This window comes from Thermonema sp., from assembly GCF_026003375.1.
GTDB classification, from domain to species: domain Bacteria; phylum Bacteroidota; class Bacteroidia; order Cytophagales; family Thermonemataceae; genus Thermonema; species Thermonema rossianum.
Genome location: NZ_BPHD01000001.1, coordinates 316,341 through 340,187, shown reverse-complemented (window position 1 = coordinate 340,187; position 23,847 = coordinate 316,341). Strand labels below are relative to the sequence as shown.

Genomic DNA, 23,847 nt, shown 5'->3' with positions numbered 1-23,847 from the left:
TTTTTAGAGCGGACGAATTGTAGCCACATACAAGCGCTCGCGCTCCATATCAATGGCTTGATAGGCCATTTGCACCTCTACTTCAATGCCATCGCGGCGTGTCGCTTTGAATATTTTATACTTAGAAAGCATCAGGCGCTCACCATCGCGCCCGGTGATATACTCCACCTCTTTCAGTTCATCCAAGGGGGCATTGATGAGCGTGCGTATGCTGCTGCTGATAAGGTCGCCCTGCAAATAACCGAAGGTGTCTTCAACTGCCCGGTTGGCCATACGAATACCGCCCCGTTCATCATAGACCACCACCACATCGGCAATGCTGTCTATAATGAGTTGCATCTGACGCAGCTCACGACGGGTGCGGTTCAAGCGGCTTTCCAGCTCTTCTTGGGCAGCGCGCAACTCTTCGGCATTTTGGCGCAAAAGAGCCTCCTGCTCGAGGATTTCTTCGGTTTTCCGGCGTGACTCTTCAAGCAGCAGGCGGGTGCGTTCGCCGGCACGCACCGAAGAGACGGTAGAAGCCAACACAGTGGCTACCTCCTCTATGAATTTCACTTTATAGCCGGGTATGTGATGCAAAGAGGTCACTTCTATTACGCCAAAGCATTCTTCGTTATAGACCAGAGGCACCAAAAGCAGCTCCCGGGGCGGCGCTGCCCCCATGCCTGTCACCACCTTCAGGTAGTCTTCCGGCAGTTCGGTTACGTGAAGCGGCTTAGCCTCAAGAAACACCTGCCCCACCAAGCCTTCACCTATGGCAATTTCTTTTCGCAGTGCTTTGTGCTTGCTGTAAGCAAAAGCCGCTTTTAGCTGCAACACACGTTCTTGGTCTTTTTCTTCAAGCAAGAAAATTCCTACTTGCTCTACCTCGGCATAGCGCGACAAATTGGAAACAAAACGGCGCGAAAGAGTCTCAAGATTATCTTGGTTTTCGCGCAAAATACGCGAGAACTGCGCCAACCCTTCGCTTGCCCATGCACGTCTCTGCTCTTCCTCATATACCTGCTTCAGCTGCTGTTTCATTTCCTCAAGCGAGCGTCCCAGGTCGCCTTCCCGCTCAAATACCGATATGTCTGTATCGAAGCGGCCGCCTCCTACCTCGTGGGCAAAAGTTTGGATTTTAGAAAGACCATCCACCACTTGGTTCAGTGCACGGATAAGGGTATTCAGCTCGTCTTTACTCTCGGGCAAAGGGGGGGGTAAATTGCCTTCTGCCAAAGTCAATATTTGGCTTTTCAAAAGCCTGATTCGTTTCAATATACTGATAATCAAAAGAGAGCCGATGGTAGCGGCAACGGCAACGGCAACGGCAAACTCGAAAACAATAATCCACGGACGCCAGCGGTCAAGTGCACGGTAGGCCGATTCGTATTCAGCCACCAATGCTTGCTTTTCTCGCAACAAACGCTCCACCGACTCTTGAAGGCGAAGACTTAAAGGCACTACTTTGTTTTGTACTTCCTCTTGCAAATAACTGCGTATGCTCGTAATTCCCTGTAGGTCCTCCTTACGCTCATAAATCTCACGCACCCGGTCATACTCTTGCTTCATATGCTTAAGCAGCACATCGGCAATGCTATTGGCCACCGTTTTGATTTCACCATCTTGTATGCCTTCCGCAGTGCTTTTCAAGGCTTCGGCATTGGGCAACACCCGCTCTTGCCAGCGCTTTTCAAACTCTTCCAGATAGTCCTTATTATCAAAAAGCAAAGCTTTTTCAAATAGGTTTTCTGCTTCCCGTACTTCATCGAGCAAACGCAAAGCTTGTGTTTCCAGGGGGTAGAGTTTGTACAAGAGTGTATTGCGGTTTTCTATCTGCCGGCGCCATTGGTAGTTGGCTCCCTGAATCAAAATAAAAGAGATGAGCGCCATGGACAGGAAGCCGCCGGTAAGGCGCCCCTGAATGGTCTCAAAATCAACACGAAAGTAATACGAAACCGGCTTTTTTTTGGGCTTTTTCTGTTGAGCATCACTGCCCGCCGTGTGTATGGTATTTTTTTCTTGCATAGACGCAAAACGGTTCATGAATCTAATATAATGAACAAAATTCGAAATAAAAAAGCGAAATTTACACCCTTGCCTGTCAAAATTGTAAAAATGCTATGCCCTACCCTTTGATTCAATCTGCTCAAAACCCGAAAATCAAGCTGCTTTACCAGCTACACAAAAGTCGCGCCCGCAAGCAGCACCATTTGATTTTGATAGAAGGAAAAAAAGAAATCAGCTTGGCACTGCAGGCGGGGATTGAACCGGACAGCTTGTTTTTTTATCCCCGCTATGCTCCCGAAAGTTGGATAGAGTCGCTGCCGCTAAACAAACAGAGGGTGCGTATTTTTGAAGTCAGCGAAGAAGCCCTGCAAAAGATTGCCTATCGCCCGGAATCGGGGGTAGTAGCCACGGCTCCCCCTCCCCAACGCTCTTTGTCCGACCTGCAATTGCCGGAAAATCCTTTGGTGTTGGTGGTTGAAGCAGTAGAAAAGCCGGGCAACTTAGGCGCTATTTTACGCACTGCCGACGCCGCCGCTGTGGATGCGGTGATTGTGTGTGACCCGCAAACAGACCTGTTTAATCCGAATGTGATCCGTTCCAGCTTAGGGTGTATATTCACGGTGCCTACCGTATGCGCTCATAGCGAAGAGGTGATTGCATGGCTCAAAAAGCAAGGTATCCGTATTTATACCGCCGCCTTGAATGCTTCTATTCCCTACCATACTGCCGACTTCACCCAACCTTCGGCACTGGTGTTTGGAACCGAAGCCACCGGACTCAGCGAAACGTGGCTGCAAGCCGCCGACCAAAACATCATTATTCCTATGAGTGGTTACATTGATTCGCTGAATGTGTCCAATGCATGTGCCATCATGACTTTCGAGGCCAAGCGTCAACGGGGATTCAGCCGGTGATTGGTCCAAACACATAAAAGACTGCCGGAAAAGCGGTGTACCCCCAGCTCAAACACGAAGAGGGGGGCACCTTCTTTCAGTACAGAACCAATTAAAAAATTATTTTTTGGCGTGGGCTCAACAAGCAAGTCGGTGCGGTATATCAAGCCGCCGCGGGCATAAGCTTTGAAAAGCGCTTCTTTGGCTGCCCATAAAATACTTAGCTTTTCGAGGTCATTGCCTGCCCACAACAGCTCCTGCTCGGCAAAGATGCGGGGGGCTACGCGCAGCAACTGTGGGCGCACGCGTTCAACATCGATACCCACCTCCTGAAAATGCGACGATACCACCACCGCCACATAAGGGTAAGCATGGCTGAATGAGAGTCCGATATTGGGATAACCGTTCAAGACGGGCTGGCGCCCTTGGCGCAGAGTGCCCGGATAAGGCATGTGCCAATGCTCCTCGAGCAAGTAGCGCAGCAAGGCGCGCACGCCAATTGCCTCGCTGCGCCGCACGGGGTGCTCTATGCTTTCGATATACTGCAGGTCTGAAGCAGGCAAGCCCGCCGTGCTGAGGTCATCAGTCAGGCGGGCAAGCCCAATTAATGTACTTTGAATATGTTCGGCGGGCTTATGTACCCAAAGAATTTCCAAAACCTCACGTATTGGTTAAATATGCAGAGGGCGGTTCTCGGTGGCTGCCAAGCAAGCCTCTTTCACTGCTTCCATGTAAGTGGGGTGTGCATGAGAGATGCGGGCAATGTCTTCAGCCGAAGCGCGGAATTCCATAGCCACGACTGCCTCGGCAATCATATCGGCTGCCCGTGCACCGATGATGTGCACGCCCAAAATTTCATCTGTTTCTTTGTGTGCCAATACTTTCACAAGACCGTCGAGGTCCATGCTTGCGCGCGCGCGCCCCAAAGCACGGAAGGGGAACTGTCCTTTCTTGTACGGTATGTTTTGCTCTTTGAGCTCCTCTTCGGTGTAGCCTACCGAAGCCACTTCGGGCCAGGTGTAAACCACGCCCGGAATGAGGCGATAATTCAAATGAGGCTTTTGTCCGGCTATGACTTCGGCAACAAAAACGCCCTCTTCCGAAGCTTTGTGTGCCAACATAGGACCGCGTACCACATCGCCGATGGCATAGATATTCTCGACATTGGTTTGCAGCTTTTCGTTTACCACCACACGCCCGCGCTCATCGGTCTTTACACCCACTTTCTCCAAGCCCAAGCCGTCGGTATAAGGGCGACGCCCAATAGCTACCAAACAATAATCAGCTTTTAGCTCAATGGTATCACCCTTGGGTGTTTCGGCTTTCACGGTCACCTGCTTGGCCGTGGCTTTAGCTTCCAACACCTTATGTTTGAAGTAAAACTGAATACCCAGCTTTTTTAAAACTTTCTCTATCTCTTTCGACATGGTAGAGTCCATCGTGGGAATAGCTCTGTCCATGTACTCTACAATATGCACTTCGGTACCCAAGCGGGCAAACACAGAGCCCAATTCCAAGCCAATCACACCGGCACCGATGACTACCATCTTTTTGGGCAGCTCGGTAATATTCAATGCTTCGGTAGAAGTGATGATGCGTTTTTTATCAATAGGAACGCTGGGGATGGAAGCCGGTTTCGAGCCGGTGGCAATAATCACTTTTTGAGTTTTCAACTGCTGCTTGCTGCCATCTTCTTTGGCCACCTCCACGGTGTTTTTATCTACAAAGCTGCCAAAACCGTGATATACATCGATTTTGTTTTTCTTCATCAAATAAACGACCCCGTCGCAAGTCTGCTTCACCACCTCGTTTTTGCGCTCTATCATGCGGGGCAGGTCCAGTTTGATGCCTTCTATTTTGATGCCGTGTGCATCGAAATGATGCGTGGCATTGTAATAGTGCTCGGTAGAGTCTAAAAGGGCTTTTGAGGGTATGCATCCCACATTCAGGCAAGTACCGCCCAAAGTGTTGTATTTTTCAATCAGTGCTACTTTCATGCCCAGCTGAGCACAACGAATGGCAGCCACATAGCCGCCCGGTCCGGAGCCGATAATGGTTACGTCGTATTGCATAATGAACGTTGTTTAATTGGTCAGATGTTTGAATGCAAAGGTAGCAATTCAAAAGTAAAAACAAGACCTTCCGGCATTAAAACAACATATCGATAATAATCATTGCCAGAGGTACCAGCCAGCTAATCATGCCTTTCCGCTGCGATTTTTCGTATTCACTGCGGGCAAAAGCGGTCCATGCGCCCCGTATGTTGGTAAGCCCGAAGGCGCCCCACAACCCTATGCCCAAGACTACGCCCAACCAGCCGGGGGCACCTGCCCCAAACAAACTTTGCACACTGCCCCAAATCAGATCAACCCCCAGGGCAAGAGATGAAACAGCAAACAAAGCGGTATTCATCGAAAGCATGCGACGTGCACGATTGTGTTTTTCTAACATTCCCATAGTTTCCGTATTTTATTGTTTCTTGTTTTTAGTTGCACTTACAGTTATATCGTTTGCAGTTTCTATGAAAAAGATAGCAATTTTATCCGATACACACGGTCATATCGACGCCTCCATTTTGGAATATTGTCGCGGATGCGATGAAATATGGCATGCCGGCGACATCGGCAGCCTGCAGGTGATCGAGGCGCTACAAGAGATAGCCCCTCTCCGGGCAGTTTATGGCAATATTGATGACCAAAGTCTGCGGCGCGTACTACCCGAACACCTGGATTTCGAAACAGAGGGGCTGCGTGTATTCATGACCCACATAGGTGCCCTTCCTCCGCGCTACTCCAAAAAGGTAAAAAACTTATTGGACACACACCGCCCCCATTTGTTTGTCTGCGGGCACAGCCATATTTTGCGCGTCATTCCCGACCCCGCCCGGGGGCTGCTTTACCTGAACCCGGGGGCTGCCGGTCATCATGGATTCCACAGCATGCGCACCATGCTACATCTTTATATTGCAGAAGGGAAAGCCCAAAAAATGGAAGTCATTGAGTTGGGGAAGCGGGGCCGTCCAACGGCAGTTTGAACCATCCGGCTTTTTTTTGGTGTTTTGTCATGGATGGCACCCAAGCCTCCGGGCGTAAAACCTTTTTTTTATTTGTATGTTATTATTTTTGTTTTTGAAAAACAGACTCACCAAAAAACAATCGTCGTTATTGAATACAAGAGCATGAAGGTAAAAGTATGTAGAAAAGAGCGCTTCAACGCTGCCCACCGCTTGCACAACCCCGCATGGGACGAGGCCACCAACCAAAAGGTTTTTGGCAAATGCAACAACCCCAATTATCATGGGCACAACTACGAGCTTATTGTAGAGGTGACCGGCGAAATAGACCCGGCTACCGGCTACGTGTACGACATGAAGCAGCTAAGCGAACTAATCCAAGAGCATGTTATCAAGAAGTTCGACCACAAAAACCTGAATTTAGATACCGAAGAGTTTAGAAACCTCAATCCTACTGCCGAAAATATAGCGGTAGTCATATGGGAAAAAGTTGCGCGCCTTGCTGCCGCAAGAGTATGAATTAAAAGTTAAATTGTATGAAACAGAGAGAAACTTCGTTGAATTCCCCGCTTAACGGACACCAGCATATGGAAGATATGGGCGACGAACACATTCCGGGCTCTTTTGAAACGCCACTGCGCGAAGATGCTTTTGAAATGGACGATGAACTCAAGATGGAGCTGATAGAAAAGCATTTTCGCGAGATTATGCACGTTTTAGGGCTTGATTTGAGCGACGACAGCCTTAAAGGCACCCCCTGCCGCGTGGCAAAAATGTTTGTCAAAGAGATATTCAGCGGGCTCAACCCCAAAAACAAGCCGGAAATCACTCTTTTTGAAAACAAGTACCGCTACAATGAGATGCTGGTAGAAAAAGACATTACCTTTTACTCTTTCTGCGAGCATCATTTTGTACCCATATGGGGCAAAGCCCATGTTGCCTACATTTCTTCGGGCAAAGTCATAGGCTTGTCGAAATTGAACCGCATTGTACAATATTATGCCCGCCGCCCGCAAGTGCAAGAGCGCATGACCGTGCAAATAGCCAATGAGTTGAAGGCTGTGTTGGATACCGAAGATGTAGCGGTGCTTATCGATGCCAAACATATGTGTGTGGCAGCCCGGGGTGTGCAAGATACAGCCAGCAGCACCGTTACGGCGTATTACGGCGGCCGTTTCAAAAATGAGGCAACCAAACAAGAGTTCTTAAGATACTTAAGCCCTACCGGCGAATAAACCGCAGATAGGGCTCCCCTTGCGAAGCAGCGAAAGGCATCCGGTTCACCCGGCCGATGCCTTTTGTTTTTCTGCTTTGACCACCGGCAGGCCTTTTTGAATCCAGGCAGCCAAGCCCCCTGACAAGTTGTACACGTGCTCAAAACCACGCGAAAGCATGATGCCACAAGCTACCTTGCTGCGCCCCCCTACCGCACAATACACATAGTAGTGCTTGCTGCGGTCGAGTGTCTCGATTTCGCTCAAAAAAATCCCGCTGTTGATGTTCATCAGTAAAGCCCCTTCCAAATGCACTTCCTCGAACTCATGCTCGGTACGTACATCCAGCAGAACAGCCTCGGGGTCTTGCTGCAAGGCTTCGTAAAAAGCCCCGGGTCCCAAATCTTTGAAGTAGTTGGCAAACATAGTCTATAGTTTTTCAATTTAGTGGATAAGAAATAATACCTTTTAAATATCGCTCTTTTCAAAAAGAAATTCAACTACTTTTTGGGACAAAAAGTCACATTTTGCCCGGTTGATAAAAAGTTGCACCCGGTGCATGTGCATTGTCTTGGCAAAGCAAAAAAAGCAGCCCCGCTTCCGCAGAGCTGCTTTTTTTCATAAAATGTGTTTCGACTTATTTTTCTACGGGCATACCCTCTGCCATCCAACGGGTGATGCCCCCGGTCATATTGACCAGATGAGAGAAGCCCTTGCTTGCCATCAGACCGCAGGCAGCGCTGCTGCGTCCGCCGCTACGACAATACACATAATAAGTTTTGTTTTTGTCGAGCTTTTCGATTTCGGCGGCAAAATTACCTCCGTTGATATCGATGAGCTTGGCTCCTTTTAAATGTGCTTCACGGTATTCCATGGGGGTACGCACATCGAGTAGCACAGCATTGGGGTCTTGCTCATAGGCTGCCCAGAATTCTTTGGGCGCCATATTTTTAAAGGCTTGTCCTGTCATGACTTTCCAAATAGTTTTTAAAGTGTTTAACATATGATTCAATCTTTTCTGTCTGTTACTTAGGTTGTCCGGTTGTGGGGCAAATTTCCTGAGTCAAAGGCAGCGAAGTGTTCTTGATGGCATTGAAGCCCCCCGCAATGTCGGTAATATGCTCAAAGCCCTCACGCTTCAAAATAGAGCAGGCAATCATAGAACGGTAGCCACCGGCACAATGCACATAATAGTGCTTGTTTTTATCTAATTCGCCCAAATGTTGATAAATGTAGTCTAAAGGCACATTTTGAGCATCAGGAATATGCTGAGCTGTGTATTCGCCCGGTTTGCGCACATCAAGGATATCAAGCTTACCGACCTCATAACGGCGGGCGAAATCTTCTGCCGGAATAGACTCGACTTGAGCCAATTCTTTACCGGCTTCTTTCCAACGCTCTATGCCCCCGCTCAAATAGCCAATCACATTGTCGTAACCTACACGTGCCAAGCGAATGACGGTTTCTTCTTCACGTCCTTCGGGCGTAATGAGAATAATAGGGGTGTTCAGATCTTCTACGATAGTGCCCACCCAAATGGCAAACATGCCATCCAGCCCTATATTTAAAGAGTTGGGGATGTGCCCTTTGGCAAATTCCTGCGGGCTGCGCACATCGAGCACCAAAGCGCCTTCTTGCAAATGCTTTTCAAAAGCAGCGAGGTCCAAAGCATTTTCTGCCTTCTTTACCACCTCCAGCACGCTGTTGTAGCCTTTTTTATTCAGCATGGCATTCTTGGCAAAATACTGTGGCGGCGGCAGAATGTTGGTAGCTTCTTTAATGAATTGCTCTTTGGTCAATTCAGGCTGCAGTGCCCAGTTGGTTTTTTTCTGATTGCCCAAGGTGTCGTAGGTTTCTTTCGACATGCTCTTGCCACAAGCCGAGCCGGCACCATGCGCCGGATACACTATCAGGTGGTCGGGCAAGGGCATAATTTTATTGCGCAGAGAATCATACAGCATGCCTGCCAGGTCTTCTTTGGTCAAACCATTCCGGATGGCCAAGTCGGGGCGGCCCACATCGCCAATGAAGAGGGTATCACCGGTAAAGATAGCATGCGGCTCGCCGTTTTCGTTATAGAGCAGGTAAGTGGTCGATTCGGGGGTGTGTCCGGGCGTATGAATCACCTTGATTTTCAGCTTGCCTACTTGAAACTCTTCGCCGTCTTTGGCCACATACACAGGATAGTTGGTTTCAGCACCCGGTCCATAAACAATAGTGGCACCTGTTAGCTTTGCCAGGTCGAGATGCCCCGAAACGAAATCGGCATGGAAGTGGGTTTCAAAGATGTATTTAATCTTGGCCCCACTCTTTTCTGCCAATTCAATATAGGGCATGGGCTCTCGCAGCGGGTCAATCACTGCGGCTTCGCCATCGGATTCAATGAAGTAGGCACCTTGTGCCAAACACTTCGTATAAAGCTGTTCTACTATCATGAGGATACTCGTTTTTAGTTTTATAGTTCAACAAATTTACTGAAAATACATAAGGAACAGGGCGGGCAGCTTCCCGCCCCCTTGGCTCTTTATATAGTTGCTACTGCTTCCTCTTTGGGAATGTTGGTTTGCTTAATGGCATTATAGCCGCCCATCACATCTACTACCTGTTCAAAGCCGTGGCGTTTCAGGATAGAGCAGGCAATCATGGAACGATAGCCCCCGGCACAGTGGACGTAGTACTTTTTGGACTTGTCCAGCTCAGCGAGGTGTTGTTGCAGGTAGTCCACGGGGTAGTTCAGGGCGCCTTTTACATGCCCGGCAGCATACTCGCCCGGACGGCGCACATCCAGCACAGCCGTCTTGCCCTCTTCATAAAGGCGGGCAAAGTCTTCGGCACTTACCGACTCGACAATAGCTATTTCTTTGCCGGCCTGTGCCCACTCCTGCATGCCGTCGTTCAGGAAGCCCAACACATGGTCGTAGCCCACACGCGCCAAGCGGGTGATGGTTTCACGCTCGCGGTTTTCGGGTGTAATCAGTACAATGGGCGTATTGAGGTCTTCTACGATGGTACCTACCCACACGGCAAACATGCCGCCGTCCAAGCCAATGTTCAAAGCACCGGGGATATGCCCTTTGCGGAACTCATCGGGGGTGCGCACATCCAACACCACGGCACCTTGGGCGATGGCTTTTTCCACGTCTTCCACCGTCATGGGGGTGAAGGCTTTTTCTACTACGGCATCGTAGCTTTCATAGCCCATTTTGTTCAGAACTGCATTTTTGGGGAAGTATTGAGGCGGAGGCAACAGCCCTTCGGTTACCACTTTGATAAACTCTTCTTTAGACATGGGCTGCAGGGCATAGTTGGTTTGCTTCTGATTGCCCAAAGTGTCGTAGGTTTCTTTTGCCAGGTGCTTGCCACAAGCCGAGCCGGCACCATGCCCCGGAAATACAATCACCTCATCAGGCAAAGGCATGATTTTGTTACGCAAAGAGTCATACAGATGTCCGGCAAGGTCTTCTTTTGTCAGGTCTGTTTTTACTGCCAGGTCGGGACGGCCCACATCGCCAATAAAGAGGGTGTCGCCGGTGAAGATGGCTACTTCTTTGCCTTCGTCGTCGATGAGCAAATAAGTCGTGGATTCCATGGTATGTCCGGGCGTGTGCAGGGCTTTGATGGTAACTTTTCCTACCTTAAATTCCTCTCCGTCTTTGGCAATATATGCCTCAAAGTTGGGTTGAGCGGTAGGTCCGTACACGATGGTAGCGCCGGTTTTTTTGGCAAGGTCAAGATGCCCGGACACAAAGTCGGCATGGAAGTGGGTTTCAAACACATATTTAATTTTAGCCCCGTGTTTCTGCGCCATTTGTATGTAGGGCTCGGGCTCACGCAGTGGATCTATGACCACTGCTTCATCGCCTGATTGAATATAGTAGGCTGCTTCTGCCAAACAGTTGGTGTACATTTGTTCTACAAAATACACACCTTCTTTTTTGATAGTTGCCATAGTTTTCCTCCGTTTTTAAGGTTTCATTGATATAACATAAATATATGTAGATTCGTTCATATAAAAAATGACTTTCGTCATTTCCGGGCGGCTTTAAGCATTCATCATTTCTTTCAGAAGAATCATTATGCCCATCACTAAGACGAACCAGCCGAAAGCAGGCTTCAATTTGGCACTGCTGATGTACTTGCTGACCCAGGTTCCAAGCAAGATGCCGGCAATAGCCATCAAAGAGAAGAGCCCCAAGAAGGTCCAATCGATGGCATCACCGTAATTTTGTACATCTCCGATAAAACCAATCAATGATTTTACGGCTATAATAAGAAGCGAGGTACCCACCGCCAATTTCATGGGCAAGCGGGCGAAAACCACCAAAGCGGGGATAATCAAGAAGCCCCCTCCTGCCCCCACAAAGCCGGTCAATACACCTACTACTATGCCTTCTGTCAAAATTAAGGGGTAGTTAAATTTCGGATTGGTTTCTTCATCTGCGATTGCCTCGCCGCCTTTTTTCTTACGAATCATGGAAACGGCAGCCAAAATCATCATGGCGGCAAACACCACCATCACCAAAATGTCTTTGGTCAGGGTGAAAGTACCGATTTGTGCGATGGTATCGGGAATGGCAGGCATCAAAAATTTACGAGTGGCATACACCGAAGCAAAGGCCGGTATGGCAAACACAACAGCCGTTTTCAAACTAAGCTGCCCCTTGCGCCAATAACCGTATGCCCCAATGAGGGCGGTCAGCCCTACCACAAACAGAGAATAAGCCGTGGACATGACCGGGTCAATGCCCATTACATATACCAAAATAGGAACCGTCAGGATGGAACCTCCACCTCCTAATAAGCCCAAGGTGAAGCCCATAACTACAGATAACAGATAGCCTAAAATCTCATTCATAGAACTTTTTCGTTTTTAAAAGATGAGGTAAATGATTGTTTACGAACACAAACATATAAACATTTTTTCATATATAAAAATCCTACCGGGCATTTTATTCATTATTTTTGCAGTTGTTCATTGCATATGGCTGTTTCACAAAGAGGTAAGGCACTTCAAGCCTTTCACTTTTTTGCATCGGGTTTTCATAAAAACAATTTCCAGACAATGCTTATACTTGTATGCAAAGTTTCACTCAACATTCAGAACCATGACAAAGATACAAGGCAAGTACTTAGGACAGCTGCGCACGGCTTCCGTTCATTTACCTTCGGGCAGTGAACTGCTCACCGACGCCCCCACCGACAATCACGGCAAGGGCGAAACCTTCTCACCTACTGACCTGGTGCCAACGGCTTTGGGCAGCTGCATGGTTACCATTATGGGTATTTATGCCGAAGGGCACGGCATTGATTTGTCGGGCACTTACTGGGAAACCGAAAAAGTGATGGCGAGCAATCCGCGCCGTATAGCGGAAATACGCATACGCCTGCATCTACCCAAAAGTATAGCTGCCGGCGAACGTTCCAAACTGGAACAAGCCGCCCGTAATTGTCCGGTAGCTTTGAGCTTGTCTGCCGAATTGCAGCAAGATATTCAGTTCTTTTACGATGTAGAATAAGCGCATTCAATAAGCCCACAGGGCAGGAATGCCACCTGTATGCCAAAAGAGCACACGGCTGCCTTCCGGCAGCTGTTTCTTTTTCATGTGGTCATACATGGCATAAAAAGCACGGGCTGTATATACCGGGTCAAGCAAAATTCCTTCGGTACGGGCAACCTCCTCCATAAGCCTCTGCTCCTGTGGTGTCAAGACGGCATAACCGGCAGCATCGTAGTCGGTAAGCAAAGGGCACGGGGGGATATTATCTGCCTGTATGCCCCACAAAGGGGCAAGAGCCGCCACCAAATCGTTCACCTTTTTTTGTAAGGCGGCACCTTCTACGGGCTCTTTGTCGATACGAACGGGCATCAAGCGCGCCGGCAAACGGTACAAAGCACTGCCTACCATCATGCCGGCTTGTGTGCCACCGGAACTGCTCGCAAAAAAGATGTAATCGAAGGACAAGGCAAGTTGCGCCGTTTGCTCTTTCAACTCGGCCATGGCTTCCACAAAGCCACAGGCACCGAGGGCATTGGAGCCACCGTAAGGAATGACATAACAACGCTTGCCGGCATCTTGCAACCGGCGGTACAAAGCGGGCAAAGCTTCGCCCTTGCGGTTCTGCCCGGTAAAGTGGATGTGAGCCCCCAACAAGCGGGACAGCTTCAAATTGCCTGTTTCTACGGCGGGGGGCACGCCCCCCAGCATCAGATGGCATTCCAAGCCTAAGGCAGCACAAGCGGCCGCCGTCTGCCGGCAGTGGTTCGACTGTTGTGCCCCGGCAGTAAGCACGGTGTCTGCCCCTTGGGCTAATGCTTCTGCCAGCAAGTACTCCAGCTTGCGGCATTTGTTGCCGCCTGTAGCCAAACCGGTTTGGTCGTCTCTTTTTATCCAGAGCTCATAAGGCAAATTTTTGCCGATTCGCTTCAAAGGATGCAAAGGCGTAGGAAAAAATCCTAAATTGACTTTTTGCAAAGGTGGCATAAGATATGCGTTCAAAAGGTTGATTTGCTGAAGATGCCATGTTTCCGGCAATAAAACAAGCCTCACCGCTATAGTTTCTGCAATGAGGCTTGCCGGCTTGGTTTGCCATTCGATATTATCTCAAAATTTTTACAGCCTTTTGCATGTCGGGTGTTTCTATGCGCAGTATATAAATACCCGGCTGCATGCGCTGCATGTCTATTTCAAAGTACATGGCTTGTTCGCCTTCGAAAGCAGCCTGCCACACCAGCCGGCCTACGCTGTTATACATTCGCACCTGTGTATGTTCAGAAAGTGGAAGTTCAGAAGCTTCGTAAAGATTGACTACCCAGCGGTTTCCTTGTCTTTGCAATACATTTTCTTCAAAAGCAGCTGCACTGCGGTAGTAAGTGGGCGGAGGCGGCGGGGGCTCGTCCCCACGCTCAGCTGCACAACGAATACCATCCACGTCAAAGCCGTCGGCACTACGTGGGAAGCGGCTGATGTTGGGGTCAGTCCTGTCCACTATTTTCACATATTTCACACAGCTGAGTCCGCTTTCTGCCAAATCGAAGCGCGCTCCATTGGCATCCGGGCTTCCGTCGCTGTTTTCAGGTCTTTCTTTACCGGGTTGGGTTTCGCCTAAGCTCACCCAGTAAACACCATCAGCCGATACAAACAACTCTGCTTTTTCGGGATAACGTTCATGTTTCGGATTACCAAAAGACGTTTCAAACAGTTCTAAATCATAACCTTCCTTGTCGCACACACGGCAGCTAAGCTCCAGTGTCAGGCTGCCGCCAAAGCCCAGTGATACGAAGTTGTGCTCATTGGCATTGGTCATGGCGTCGGAACGCTCGGGTTCACCCAAGGCGCGTTCCGGGTGGCTTCTGTTTGCCAATACGGCACTACCGTTTTTGCGCTTGCCTTGCTCAAAGGCAACTACACGCATAGCTGTTACACACTCATCTTGGCATAGGTCCGGCGGGGTAGCACAAGGAATGATTTCATGCACCAAAAAGTCACTATCGTCTGCGGGCACCCCTTTCGATGCTGCCACGTAGGGTTCTGCCGAGAACTCCAACACCGAAAAAGGCTCTGTGGTTTGTATGTAAAAGGTGTACAAGCCTGCACAATTATAGCACCAAGGCTCCACGCCACGCACCATGCCTCGCCCCACTTCTATCAAGGCGTTTCCCTCGCGACGATAAGCCACCCAGGTAGCGCGTTCCGCTTTGTTTTGCGACTCATGGCCATAGAAGCGCGAAAGTGTCACCTGTGCCGAAGGAAAATCCTTCCGGAAATCCACACGCAGGTACTCTGAGCGCCCTTCGGCAGCGATATAGTTGATTTCATGGAAGCGGCTGCGCTCGGCTTGCTGCCCTTGCACGGGGCCGGGCACACCCACGCCTCCACTCAAAGGCAGATTTTGCCAGTCCGGGCGGATGGCTTCCGGCGGCATGCTTTGGTAAGTGCTGTCATACAAGCCACGCACTTCTATAGAAGCTGCCCGCCAGTCCTGTGTAGTACCCCCAAGCGTATCGAGGCACTCCGGCTCCGGTTGACACAAAGGCGTTATTTCCCGCACGTAATAGTCGCTTGCGTCTTCATATTGGCGCATGTTCTCCTCACCGTAAGGACCGGCATGGAAGTCAAGGTAATAGAAAGGCTCGTCAGTATGCACTTCTATCTGCAAAAAGCCGGGATTGCCGTTGCCCAGATACTGTTCTGCAGCAAAATATCCACGTCCTACTTCTTGCCCTTGTGCATCACGTGCAATCCAATAACCTTGCTCTACTTTGCCGTACTCCCGGTAAATATGGGAAAGCGTCACCTTCATATGGCGAAAGCCCTCATCACGGCAGAAACGGAAGCGCAGTACTTCGGTGCCATAGCCGGGGATGTAATTGATTTGTTGCAGACGTTGAGCGGTGCCCTCCGGCCCGGCTACCCCTACACCCGGTCCACGCACGGTGTTGCCGGTAAAGAAAACAGCGTCTTCCATGAAGGTGCTTGCTTCCAAGGCTTTGGCTGTAATTTCGGCTTTTGACCAGCTTTCAGGAAATCCGTCGCCACCCAGCGTTTCACCACATTCCAGACATTCTTGTGGCGAAGACTCGCACAATTGTGTTGTATCGGCACATTTTCGCCCTTTGTCTTGCTCTTTTCCCTTTACGTACAAAATCAACAAATCACACCCCACCCCCGTTCGAGTAGTATAGAAGAAGTTATCGCCCGGAACCGCCACCCCACTCCCGCTTAAATCGCTGCCTTCGATAACCCAAGTATAAGGCACGTCTTGAGTATTTTCGTTGCGCACCCGCCAAAGGAAGCGGTCAGCCCCGGCGTCGTAGCACATGAACGTCAGCTGCAGATCCGTATTCACCTCTCTGTTTTGCGCCCAAACACAGAAGGTTGTTTGTACAAAAATCAGAATAATCAAAAGATTACTTCTACTAAAATTACACGATAGATATTTTATTAAGGGTCCCATGAGCAAACGAGTTTATACACTCAAAATAAAGCAAATAACATTCCTATTCCAAAAAAAGCGGCAACAAAATACTTTATTATTTTCATTTTTTTAATATTTTTTGTACACCTCCTACTGCCATGTAATACTTCGCACAAAATAGGGCTCCATATTTCTATACAGCAGAGCAACCAAGCGCCGGGCAAGTCATGGCACGCGCCGGTTTCTTATTCCAAAAAAGAAAAAGCCCCCGGCACGTATGTTACCGGAGGCTTTCATATCTGCCAAAAGGAGGGTATCATTTACTGCCTTTTAGAATCTCTTCGGCATGCTCTTGTGTTTTGGGGCGCTTGATGATACGCTCAATGATACCGTCAGGATTTATCACGAATGTGGTGCGTGCCGTCCCCCAATATTTACGCCCATACATGTTTTTCTCTTTCCACACACCGTAGGCTTCTACCAGTTGATGGTCGGTATCGGCAAGCAAGGGGAAAGGCAGTTGATACTTTTCTATAAACTTTTGATGCGAGGCTTCGTCATCTACACTTACGCCCACCACCAAATAGCCCGCATCGAGCAATTCTTGATAATGATCGCGCAAGTTGCAAGCCTGCTTGGTACAGCCGGGGGTATCGTCTTTGGGATAAAAATACAATACTATTTTTTTGCCTTCCTTCAAAAGGTCTTCCAGGCGTATCGTATTGCCATTTTGGTCTTTAGCTTCGAACAAGGGGGCTTTATCTCCTACTTTCAACATCGCTTTTTGTGGTTTAGATTTTACACTTTAGACACAAAGATATAAGAGAAAGTTTGTAAGTTTGCCTATACGTAGCAAATTCTATTTAACTTTTCATTAACCCAACGAACAACATGAGTGACATGTTTCGCAACTTCAAAAATGTAGGCAAATGTGCCTATGGACGAGGAAGCTTCGCCCGCTTGGGAGAAATCATAGCTCCCAAACGTAAAGAAAATAACGGTTATTTCGTTTTCATTGTAGATGACTATTTTAAAGACAAGCCGCTGGCACAGCAACTACCTGCGGAAAGCAACGACCGGGTAGAGTTCATCTACTGTGGGGGCGAAGAGCCCAAAACTTCACAAATCGACAACTTGCGCGATAGCATTTTGGCAGAAGGCGGCTTGCCCGCCGGCGTGATTGGCATAGGTGGCGGCAGTGCCATGGATATAGCCAAGGCACTCTCTCTGATGCTGACCAACGAAGGGTCTTCGGTACAATATCAGGGCTTGAATCTCATCAAAAATCCGGGTGTTTATCATGTGGGAGTGCCCACCATCTCGGGAACCGGCGCAGAAGTATCGATGACCGCCGTATTGACAGGACCCACCAAAAAATTGGGTATCAAATGCGATTACACTGTCTTTGACCAAATCGTTTTGGACCCCGATTTGATTGCCACCGTGCCTAAAAATCAGTGGTTCTATACAGGCATGGACTGCTATATCCACTGCGTGGAAGCCATGACCGGCTACATGAAAAACACTTTCAGCGAGGCGTATGGCTACAAAGCCATGGAACTGTGTGAAGAGGTATATTTGGGTGAAAGTGCAGGTCAAACGCCACTCAACGACGAAAAACTCATGGTAGCTTCCCTCATGGGCGGCTTGAGTCTCACTTATTCCGAGGTGGGCATCTGTCACGCGCTCTCCTATGGTTTGTCGTTCGTATTTGGCACGCGCCACGGGCTTGCCAATTGCATCTGCTTCAATCAATTGGAAGAATACTACCCCGAAGGGGTGAAAGCATTCAAGCAGATGGTCGAACAGCACGGTATCGATATTCCCGAAGGGTTGGCTAAGGACTGGACCGAGGAGCAAATAGACAAGATGACCGAAATTGCGCTGGGGCTTTCCCACATGTGGCATCATGCCTTGGGACCGGACTGGCAGAATAAAGTAGAGCCTGAAAAGATAAAAGACATTTATCGCAGAATGTAAATGCAAAGCCCCTCTTTTGCGAGGGGCTTCATTGTTTGTTTTTTTACCCTTCTGTTTTTGCCTCTTCTTTTTGAGAAGCATAATAGCGACGACGAATGTAGTGAGCCAAGCGCACCAACAAAATAAGCGCCGGCACTTCCACCAAAGGACCTATCACACCGGCAAAGGCTTGGCCCGAGTTCAGCCCGAACACGGCAATGGCTACGGCAATGGCCAGTTCAAAGTTATTACCCGCTGCCGTAAATGCCACTGAAGCTGCCTTGTCGTAAGGTGCTTTTAACTGATAGGTTATCCAAAAACCAATCACAAACATCAACACAAAGTAAATAAGCAGAGGAACGGCAATAAGCAGCACATCCTTGGGTATTTCCACAATAAGCTCGCCTTTCAAGGAAAACATCAACACTATGGTAAACAGCAGTGCAATGAGCGTAAGAGGCGAAATCTTAGGAATAAAGCGTTTCATATACCACTCCTCACCCATGCGACGCACCAAAATAAAACGGCTTGCCCATCCCATCACAAAAGGAATACCCAGATAAATGGCTACACTCTCGGCAATAGTGGCTATCGATATATCGACAATGGCTCCTTCAAAACCCAAAAGCGGTGGCAAGAGGGTGATGAATATCCAGGCATAAAAGCTATAGGCAAACACTTGGAAGAGACTATTGAGCGCCACCAAACCGGCACCATATTCACGGCTGCCCTCTGCCAGGTCGTTCCATACCAGCACCATGGCAATACAGCGCGCCAGACCTATCAGTATCAACCCGACCATGTATTCAGGATAATCCTGCAGGAAGATTATGGCTAAAAAGAACATCAACAAAGGACCTATCACCCAGTTGAGCAACAACGAAATAAGCAGCAGGCGGGTGTTACGAAACACCTGTGGCAAGAGAGCGTAATTTACCTTCGCCAAAGGGGGATACATCATCAATATCAAGCCGATGGCTATGGGAATATTGGTAGTGCCACTACTCATTGCCTCTATGCGCCCTGCAACGCCCGGAAAAAAGTATCCGATGGCTACCCCTACGCCCATTGCCAAAAAGATCCAAAGGGTCAGGTATCTGTCAAGGAAGTTTAATTTTTTGACTTTCCGGTTCATATTTCCCCATTTTTATTTACCAATTGCCCGCATAATTAATAAATTATCGCAACATAGAAACCCACAGCGGTCATTTGTATATGCAAAGCCAATCCAAGGGGTGATATTGCCACCAACGATTACGCTTCTTTTTAAAACGAAAAGGGCGCAAGTCTTCCAAGCACAATTTGAAATTAACCTAAAAAATGCTCGTAACGCAAAAAAGCCTGCCTCTCAAAGAAGCAGGCTTTTGCGGTGAGCGGCAGTTATATTAGTCTTCTTGTTCTGCTTTTTCTATCAAAAACACCAAATAGCTGCGGTGTGCTTTGGTTGCCACATCGGTGCCTGCATTGCGTTTCATCAAGTCTTTGATGCGTTGTAGCTCATAGAAAGCCATTTCGCGCACCACATGCGGGTATGGCTGTCCTTTGTGCAAGCCGGCTACCTGCAGCAAACGGTTCACGTATTCTACCTGAAGGTTGCGGCGGAAGGTGTTTACTTTTCCGTTCAGGTCTGCCATGAAGATGGCATTGGTCAGGTCGGTCATCATTTCGCCCAAAGAATAGTCGTTACCGTAAAGCTCACTGTCCACAATACGGGTCAAGGTATTGCTATGCAGCAAGTGAGCCAATACGGTTTGTTGAATATTCAATACACGGGTGTGGATTTCGGGGTCTTCATTGTTGCCGAAGAAGTTGAAGCCACGGCGCTGCATTTGCAAGTGGGCATACAAGGTAGAAGGGGCATTGAAGGCATTAGGCGCAAACACATAACGCTCCAGATTACGCATAGCCTGCTTTTGCTTTTCCCGCTCTACCGGCTTGAAGGGCTGAGTAGCCCCCTTCTGCCCCACGAAAGCACGTTCTACATACACGCCCCCTACATAGCGCGACAAGTTGTTGGCTGCATGCGCCATTTCAGTGGTGATAATCAAGTATTGATTGCGCAACAGCTGATAAGATTCGTTTTCATGTGCTTGACGATAGCGGTCCAGCAGGTTGTTCAACAAACGGCGGCAAAGCTCCAAGCGCTGCATGGAATAAGTCACCACATCGCCCGACAAGTCATAAATCATCACGCGGGGGTCTATGCCTCTGCCCGGCGCACGCATGTCGTCGGCATCATTGCCAAACATAAGCTCATGCTCGGTAGAGCGGGCCAGCAGCTTCTGACGGCGTTGCGCCTCTGCTTCGGGCTCTTCCAGGTTGCCATAGGCAAACTCAATAGCCCACAAATCATAAGGACCGGGCTTGGTGGTAAAGAACTGCCCCTGTCTTTCTTTGTCCAGTGCCAGGTTGGCAGTGGGGTAATCCATCACCGATGCCGTCAAGCCTATTTGCTCGGTGAGTTGCTTATCATGTATTTTGTCGGGCATATGCAATTGGCTTGCTTTCATGTTGTGGTTCAAGCCCAAGGTGTGCCCCATTTCATGCAATACCAGATAATACAGCGCATTTTCGACGTATTCTTTGATTTCGGTCTCCGAGGCGCCGGTAAGACTTAGCGTGGTTACGCCAAACAGGGCTGCCTGATGCATATAATAAGAAGCTTCGCAGGCGTGCGGGTGTTTCTCCAGCCATGCTTCCTTGCTTTGCAACCACTGGCTAATGCCGGCCACGTCGAAGGCTTCTTGCTGGCGCAAGCGGTTGGTAAAGAATACAAATTCCAGCATGATGTCGGCACCTAATATTTGCCCCGTTCGCGGGTTTACGAAGCTGGGACCATAGCCGCCGAAAGGCGGGGTGGGCGAAGAGGTCCAGCGCAAGACGTTGTAGCGGATGTCGCCGGCATCCCAATCGGCGGTGTCGGGCTGCACGCGTATTTCAACGGCATTTTTAAAGCCTGCTTTTTCGAAGGCTTCGTTCCAGCGCAAGCCGGCTTGGCGTATGATGTCGCGAAACTCATGCGGTGTGGTATTTTCAATCCAAAAGACAATAGGCTCTACCGGCTCGGAGAGTTCGGCATTGGGGTCTTTCTTTTTCAAATGCCATTTGTGCACCAAGTCACGGTAGTTCACTGCCTCAGTGGTGGTCATGTCGTTTACTTGGGTGGTGAAATAGCCCACACGCGGGTCGTCCAATACGGGTACGAAATCGTTTTGTGGCATCTCTATGAGGGTGTGCTGAAAGAAAATGCTCACAAAGCGGCTGTCTGCCAGTTCTTCTGCGCCCCCTTCGGGGTTGGCATTATCGAACACATACTCCACCACCACATCGGTATTGGCAGGATAATTCTTCAGAGCTACGAATTTGGTTTTGTCTTTGCTCAGGTTGCCCAACTTAAAGCCCTTGTAGTTGGGCGGATAATTGGGCTTGACAGGATTGAAGTGCTCTGCCAAAAACACTTCATCTGCCTTTATCAAATAGCGCCCTTGCTTTTCATCGGCGGCTTCTATCTTTACACTCACCAGCACGGCATCGCTGATGTTGGCATGTGCGGCGCGGCTCAAAGGATTGGCGGGATCAAAGTAGAAAGAAGTGTTTTTATTGATAAACTCGATGCGGTCGAAGTGGCGACGCACTGAAAAGATAGCATTGCCACGAAAAGCGCCGCGGAAGCTGCCGGCGGGCACGGCACCGTCCACCACATGGCTGAAATAAATATACTCTTTGTCCAGCTGAGGTGCTTCGATGAGCATATACACCGTGCCGTCTTCTTTGTTTTGATAGAGCTTAAACAGACCGTCGTAGGCTGTACATTTGGCCGTGATGTCTTCAATGCTCTTTTTCTTTTTTTCTTGGGGGTTGCTTTGCTGTTGTGTTTTGGCTTTCTTTTTCTTGCCAAAGAGCTGTGCATGGCTTGTGTGGGGCTGCCCCATCAAAAGCCCTAACGCAAGGAGGGGTATCCAAAGGTGTTTCATCTTATGAAGCGTTTTTTTAAATGAATTATTTTTTGAAATAACGATACCAAGCCGATAAAATTTTACAAAAGGTAAAAATACAGCAAATGGCAGACAAACGTACGGCAACACCACAGACAATGGCTGCTGCCGGTGATAAACCAAGCTTTGCTCTTGCGCGCATCCTGCCCCTTGTCATTTCGAGCGCAAGCGGGAAATTTCTTCTGTGTTTTGTTCTTAGCTTGAAGAGATGTCTCGCTGCACTTGTTCGGCAAAAAAAGAAAACACACGCACGTTTATGAAATCAGCTAAAAACAGCAAGGCGCCCTGTGTCATAATTAAGGCGCCTTGTGGTTATGGATAAGCCGCTGTGCTGCTTTGTCAAGCGGGCAATGCCAACCATCAGGTATCCAATATGCGGATGATGTTCACCGGGCAGTATTCGGCAGCCAAACGGTTGGCTTCCAGTTCTTCTTCATGGATAAGCACCGAAAAAATGCCTTTCTTTTCTTGCGCCCCCAGCAACACCGACTTGCCGTCTTTTTTGGACATACGCCAGCGCTCCGGTGCTACTTCCACACAGGCATTGCAGCCGATGCATTTTTGGCGGTATTGTATGACTCTATATTTCTTCTTCATCAAATCTTAGGCTTCTGCTTGTGCATTTTGCGGCACCTCTACCACCTTATACAGCTTGTCGGAAGGTCGCACTTTTTCGGGCACCTTCACAGAAAAAATATCCCCTTTCTTCACTTCTTCAACGGGGCGGTCATCTACACGAAGCTCCTCCACCTTGGTTTGTATAAAACCGGTAGTAGGTCCCGTAATCATGATTTCATCGCCTACGCGCAGGCTGTGCGTTTCCATTTCAAACTCAGCCACACCGATGCGGTCGAAGTATTTGCGTCCGCGCCCCAAATAGATTTTGCGCTTGGTAGCTGCCGAGCCATATTCTTTACTCCATTCGCCCAGCTTGCGCCCCAAGTAATAGCCGTCCCAGAACCCACGGTTATACACTGTTGCCAAACGCTCTTTCCAAGCCGCAATTTTTTCGGGCGTATAGGTTCCCTCGGCAATGCTGTCGATGGCCTCGCGGTAGCAACGGGTGGTTACATACACATAATCGGCAGAGCGTCCACGTCCTTCTATTTTAAGCACGCTCACCCCCGCTTCAATGATTTTATCCAAGAAATCGATGGTGCACAAGTCCTTGGCAGACATAATATACTCATTGTCTATCTCCAGCTCATGCCCTTCTTCTTTGTCGATAACGATGTAGCTGCGGCGGCAGTTCTGAATGCAAGCCCCGCGGTTGGCCGAAGCATTGTGAGAGTGCAAACTGAGATAACATTTGCCTGAAACGGCCATACACAAAGCACCATGCCCGAAGATTTCCACACGCACCAGCTCACCCGAAGGACCCGTTATCTGACGGCGCTCTATTTCCCGCACGATGTCGGCTACCTGCTTCAAGCTCAGCTCACGCGCCATTACCATCACGTCTGCGTAGGCAGAGTAAAACTCTACGGTCTCGATGTTGGTGATGTTGGCTTGTGTAGAGATATGCACGGGCATACCTATGCGGCGGCAGTAGTTCATCACCGCATGGTCGGATGCGATGATGGCACTTACACCTGCGGCTTTCGAGGCATCTACGATTTCGCGCATGAGGCGCAGGTCGTGGTCATAAATAATGGTATTCAGCGTAATATATGATTTCACGCCTTTCGAGGCGGTCATATCTACGATTTTGGGCAAATCTTCCAAAGTGAAATTAATGCTGGAGCGCGCCCGCATGTTGAGCTGCTCAATACCAAAGTAAATAGAGTTTGCTCCTGCCTTCACTGCCGAGGCAATAGCCTCGAAGCTTCCCGCCGGCGCCATCAGTTCCATTTGAGCCATGATTGCTT

Annotated in this window: 22 protein-coding genes and 1 pseudogene; 6 read left to right on the top strand and 17 right to left on the bottom strand. The window is 49.0% G+C overall.

The window, feature by feature from the left end:
- Window positions 1-3 precede the first annotated feature (3 nt).
- Window positions 4-2,007: a GAF domain-containing protein gene (locus QVE43_RS01525; protein ID WP_288003981.1), complete on the bottom strand. Its 2,004-nt coding sequence runs from the start codon at window positions 2,005-2,007 to the stop codon at window positions 4-6.
- Window positions 2,008-2,102: 95 nt separating this feature from the next.
- Between QVE43_RS01525 and QVE43_RS01520 the strand changes: the two genes are divergently transcribed.
- Window positions 2,103-2,903 carry an RNA methyltransferase gene (locus QVE43_RS01520; RefSeq protein ID WP_288003980.1) on the top strand — a complete coding sequence of 267 codons (801 nt, stop codon included), beginning with the start codon at window positions 2,103-2,105 and terminating at the stop codon, window positions 2,901-2,903.
- Here the strand turns inward: QVE43_RS01520 and QVE43_RS01515 are convergent.
- The 3 genes from QVE43_RS01515 to QVE43_RS01505 form a co-directional block, all read right to left on the bottom strand.
- The gene (locus QVE43_RS01515; RefSeq protein WP_288003979.1) at window positions 2,882-3,538 is read right to left on the bottom strand and encodes a 4'-phosphopantetheinyl transferase superfamily protein; all 657 of its coding nucleotides are present in this window, start codon (window positions 3,536-3,538) and stop codon (window positions 2,882-2,884) included. The genes QVE43_RS01520 and QVE43_RS01515 overlap by 22 nt on opposite strands.
- Window positions 3,539-3,553: 15 nt before the next feature.
- On the bottom strand, window positions 3,554-4,954 hold the full coding sequence (gene lpdA, locus QVE43_RS01510; protein WP_038029711.1) for a dihydrolipoyl dehydrogenase: 1,401 nt from the start codon (window positions 4,952-4,954) through the stop codon (window positions 3,554-3,556).
- A gap of 76 nt (window positions 4,955-5,030) precedes the next feature.
- Complete coding sequence (locus QVE43_RS01505; protein WP_157630051.1) at window positions 5,031-5,339, bottom strand: hypothetical protein; 309 nt, start codon at window positions 5,337-5,339, stop codon at window positions 5,031-5,033.
- Between the two features lie 64 nt (window positions 5,340-5,403).
- Here QVE43_RS01505 and QVE43_RS01500 point away from each other — a divergent pair, with 64 nt between their 5' ends.
- The 3 genes and pseudogenes from QVE43_RS01500 to folE all read left to right on the top strand — a co-directional run bounded on the left by QVE43_RS01500 (window position 5,404) and on the right by folE (window position 7,130).
- Window positions 5,404-5,916 carry a metallophosphoesterase gene (locus QVE43_RS01500; protein ID WP_038029887.1) on the top strand — a complete coding sequence of 171 codons (513 nt, stop codon included), beginning with the start codon at window positions 5,404-5,406 and terminating at the stop codon, window positions 5,914-5,916.
- A gap of 144 nt (window positions 5,917-6,060) precedes the next feature.
- A pseudogene (locus QVE43_RS01495) lies at window positions 6,061-6,469 on the top strand (6-pyruvoyl tetrahydropterin synthase family protein).
- Window positions 6,432-7,130 carry a GTP cyclohydrolase I FolE gene (gene folE, locus QVE43_RS01490; RefSeq protein ID WP_288003978.1) on the top strand — a complete coding sequence of 233 codons (699 nt, stop codon included), beginning with the start codon at window positions 6,432-6,434 and terminating at the stop codon, window positions 7,128-7,130. The pseudogene QVE43_RS01495 and the gene folE overlap by 38 nt, the downstream one beginning before the upstream one ends.
- Before the next feature lie 45 nt (window positions 7,131-7,175).
- Here folE and QVE43_RS01485 read toward each other — a convergent pair whose 3' ends face one another.
- From QVE43_RS01485 to QVE43_RS01465, 5 genes are all read right to left on the bottom strand, one after another.
- Window positions 7,176-7,535: a rhodanese-like domain-containing protein gene (locus QVE43_RS01485; RefSeq protein WP_288003977.1), complete on the bottom strand. Its 360-nt coding sequence runs from the start codon at window positions 7,533-7,535 to the stop codon at window positions 7,176-7,178.
- Window positions 7,536-7,746: 211 nt separating this feature from the next.
- On the bottom strand, window positions 7,747-8,112 hold the full coding sequence (locus QVE43_RS01480) for a rhodanese-like domain-containing protein (RefSeq protein ID WP_288003976.1): 366 nt from the start codon (window positions 8,110-8,112) through the stop codon (window positions 7,747-7,749).
- 22 nt (window positions 8,113-8,134) lie between these two features.
- The gene (locus tag QVE43_RS01475; RefSeq protein WP_288003975.1) at window positions 8,135-9,544 is read right to left on the bottom strand and encodes a rhodanese-like domain-containing protein; all 1,410 of its coding nucleotides are present in this window, start codon (window positions 9,542-9,544) and stop codon (window positions 8,135-8,137) included.
- Between the two features lie 89 nt (window positions 9,545-9,633).
- On the bottom strand, window positions 9,634-11,058 hold the full coding sequence (locus QVE43_RS01470; RefSeq protein ID WP_288003974.1) for a rhodanese-like domain-containing protein: 1,425 nt from the start codon (window positions 11,056-11,058) through the stop codon (window positions 9,634-9,636).
- A gap of 93 nt (window positions 11,059-11,151) precedes the next feature.
- Window positions 11,152-11,964 (bottom strand): sulfite exporter TauE/SafE family protein, encoded by an 813-nt coding sequence (locus tag QVE43_RS01465; protein WP_288003973.1) that lies wholly within the window; start codon window positions 11,962-11,964, stop codon window positions 11,152-11,154.
- A 250-nt stretch (window positions 11,965-12,214) separates the two neighbouring features.
- Here QVE43_RS01465 and QVE43_RS01460 point away from each other — a divergent pair, with 250 nt between their 5' ends.
- Window positions 12,215-12,625, top strand: coding sequence for an OsmC family protein (locus QVE43_RS01460; RefSeq protein ID WP_288003972.1), 411 nt, complete (start codon window positions 12,215-12,217; stop codon window positions 12,623-12,625).
- A gap of 6 nt (window positions 12,626-12,631) precedes the next feature.
- Here QVE43_RS01460 and QVE43_RS01455 read toward each other — a convergent pair whose 3' ends face one another.
- The 4 genes from QVE43_RS01455 to bcp all read right to left on the bottom strand — a co-directional run bounded on the left by QVE43_RS01455 (window position 12,632) and on the right by bcp (window position 16,803).
- Window positions 12,632-13,516: a 1-aminocyclopropane-1-carboxylate deaminase/D-cysteine desulfhydrase gene (locus tag QVE43_RS01455; RefSeq protein ID WP_245605278.1), complete on the bottom strand. Its 885-nt coding sequence runs from the start codon at window positions 13,514-13,516 to the stop codon at window positions 12,632-12,634.
- The gene (locus QVE43_RS01450; RefSeq protein ID WP_288003971.1) at window positions 13,506-13,700 is read right to left on the bottom strand and encodes a hypothetical protein; all 195 of its coding nucleotides are present in this window, start codon (window positions 13,698-13,700) and stop codon (window positions 13,506-13,508) included. Before QVE43_RS01450 ends, QVE43_RS01455 begins: the two co-directional genes overlap by 11 nt.
- A 6-nt stretch (window positions 13,701-13,706) precedes the next feature.
- The gene (locus QVE43_RS01445) at window positions 13,707-15,956 is read right to left on the bottom strand and encodes a T9SS type A sorting domain-containing protein (RefSeq protein WP_288003970.1); all 2,250 of its coding nucleotides are present in this window, start codon (window positions 15,954-15,956) and stop codon (window positions 13,707-13,709) included.
- 385 nt (window positions 15,957-16,341) lie between these two features.
- Window positions 16,342-16,803 (bottom strand): thioredoxin-dependent thiol peroxidase, encoded by a 462-nt coding sequence (bcp, locus tag QVE43_RS01440; protein WP_288003969.1) that lies wholly within the window; start codon window positions 16,801-16,803, stop codon window positions 16,342-16,344.
- Window positions 16,804-16,916: 113 nt separating this feature from the next.
- On the opposite strand from bcp, the gene QVE43_RS01435 reads away from it, so the two are divergent.
- Entirely contained in the window at window positions 16,917-18,005 is a 1,089-nt protein-coding gene (locus tag QVE43_RS01435; protein WP_288003968.1) for an iron-containing alcohol dehydrogenase family protein, read from the top strand.
- Window positions 18,006-18,048: 43 nt separating this feature from the next.
- On the opposite strand, the gene arsB is transcribed toward QVE43_RS01435, so the two are convergent.
- From arsB to QVE43_RS01415, 4 genes are all read right to left on the bottom strand, one after another.
- The gene (gene arsB, locus QVE43_RS01430; protein WP_288003967.1) at window positions 18,049-19,119 is read right to left on the bottom strand and encodes an ACR3 family arsenite efflux transporter; all 1,071 of its coding nucleotides are present in this window, start codon (window positions 19,117-19,119) and stop codon (window positions 18,049-18,051) included.
- A gap of 250 nt (window positions 19,120-19,369) precedes the next feature.
- Window positions 19,370-21,958, bottom strand: a complete 2,589-nt coding sequence (locus QVE43_RS01425) for a zinc-dependent metalloprotease (protein ID WP_288003966.1) — start codon at window positions 21,956-21,958, stop codon at window positions 19,370-19,372.
- Between the two features lie 381 nt (window positions 21,959-22,339).
- Window positions 22,340-22,576 (bottom strand): ferredoxin, encoded by a 237-nt coding sequence (locus tag QVE43_RS01420; protein ID WP_038029676.1) that lies wholly within the window; start codon window positions 22,574-22,576, stop codon window positions 22,340-22,342.
- Window positions 22,577-22,582: 6 nt separating this feature from the next.
- Entirely contained in the window at window positions 22,583-23,839 is a 1,257-nt protein-coding gene (locus QVE43_RS01415; RefSeq protein ID WP_288003965.1) for a U32 family peptidase, read from the bottom strand.
- Between the last annotated feature and the right edge of the window lie 8 nt (window positions 23,840-23,847).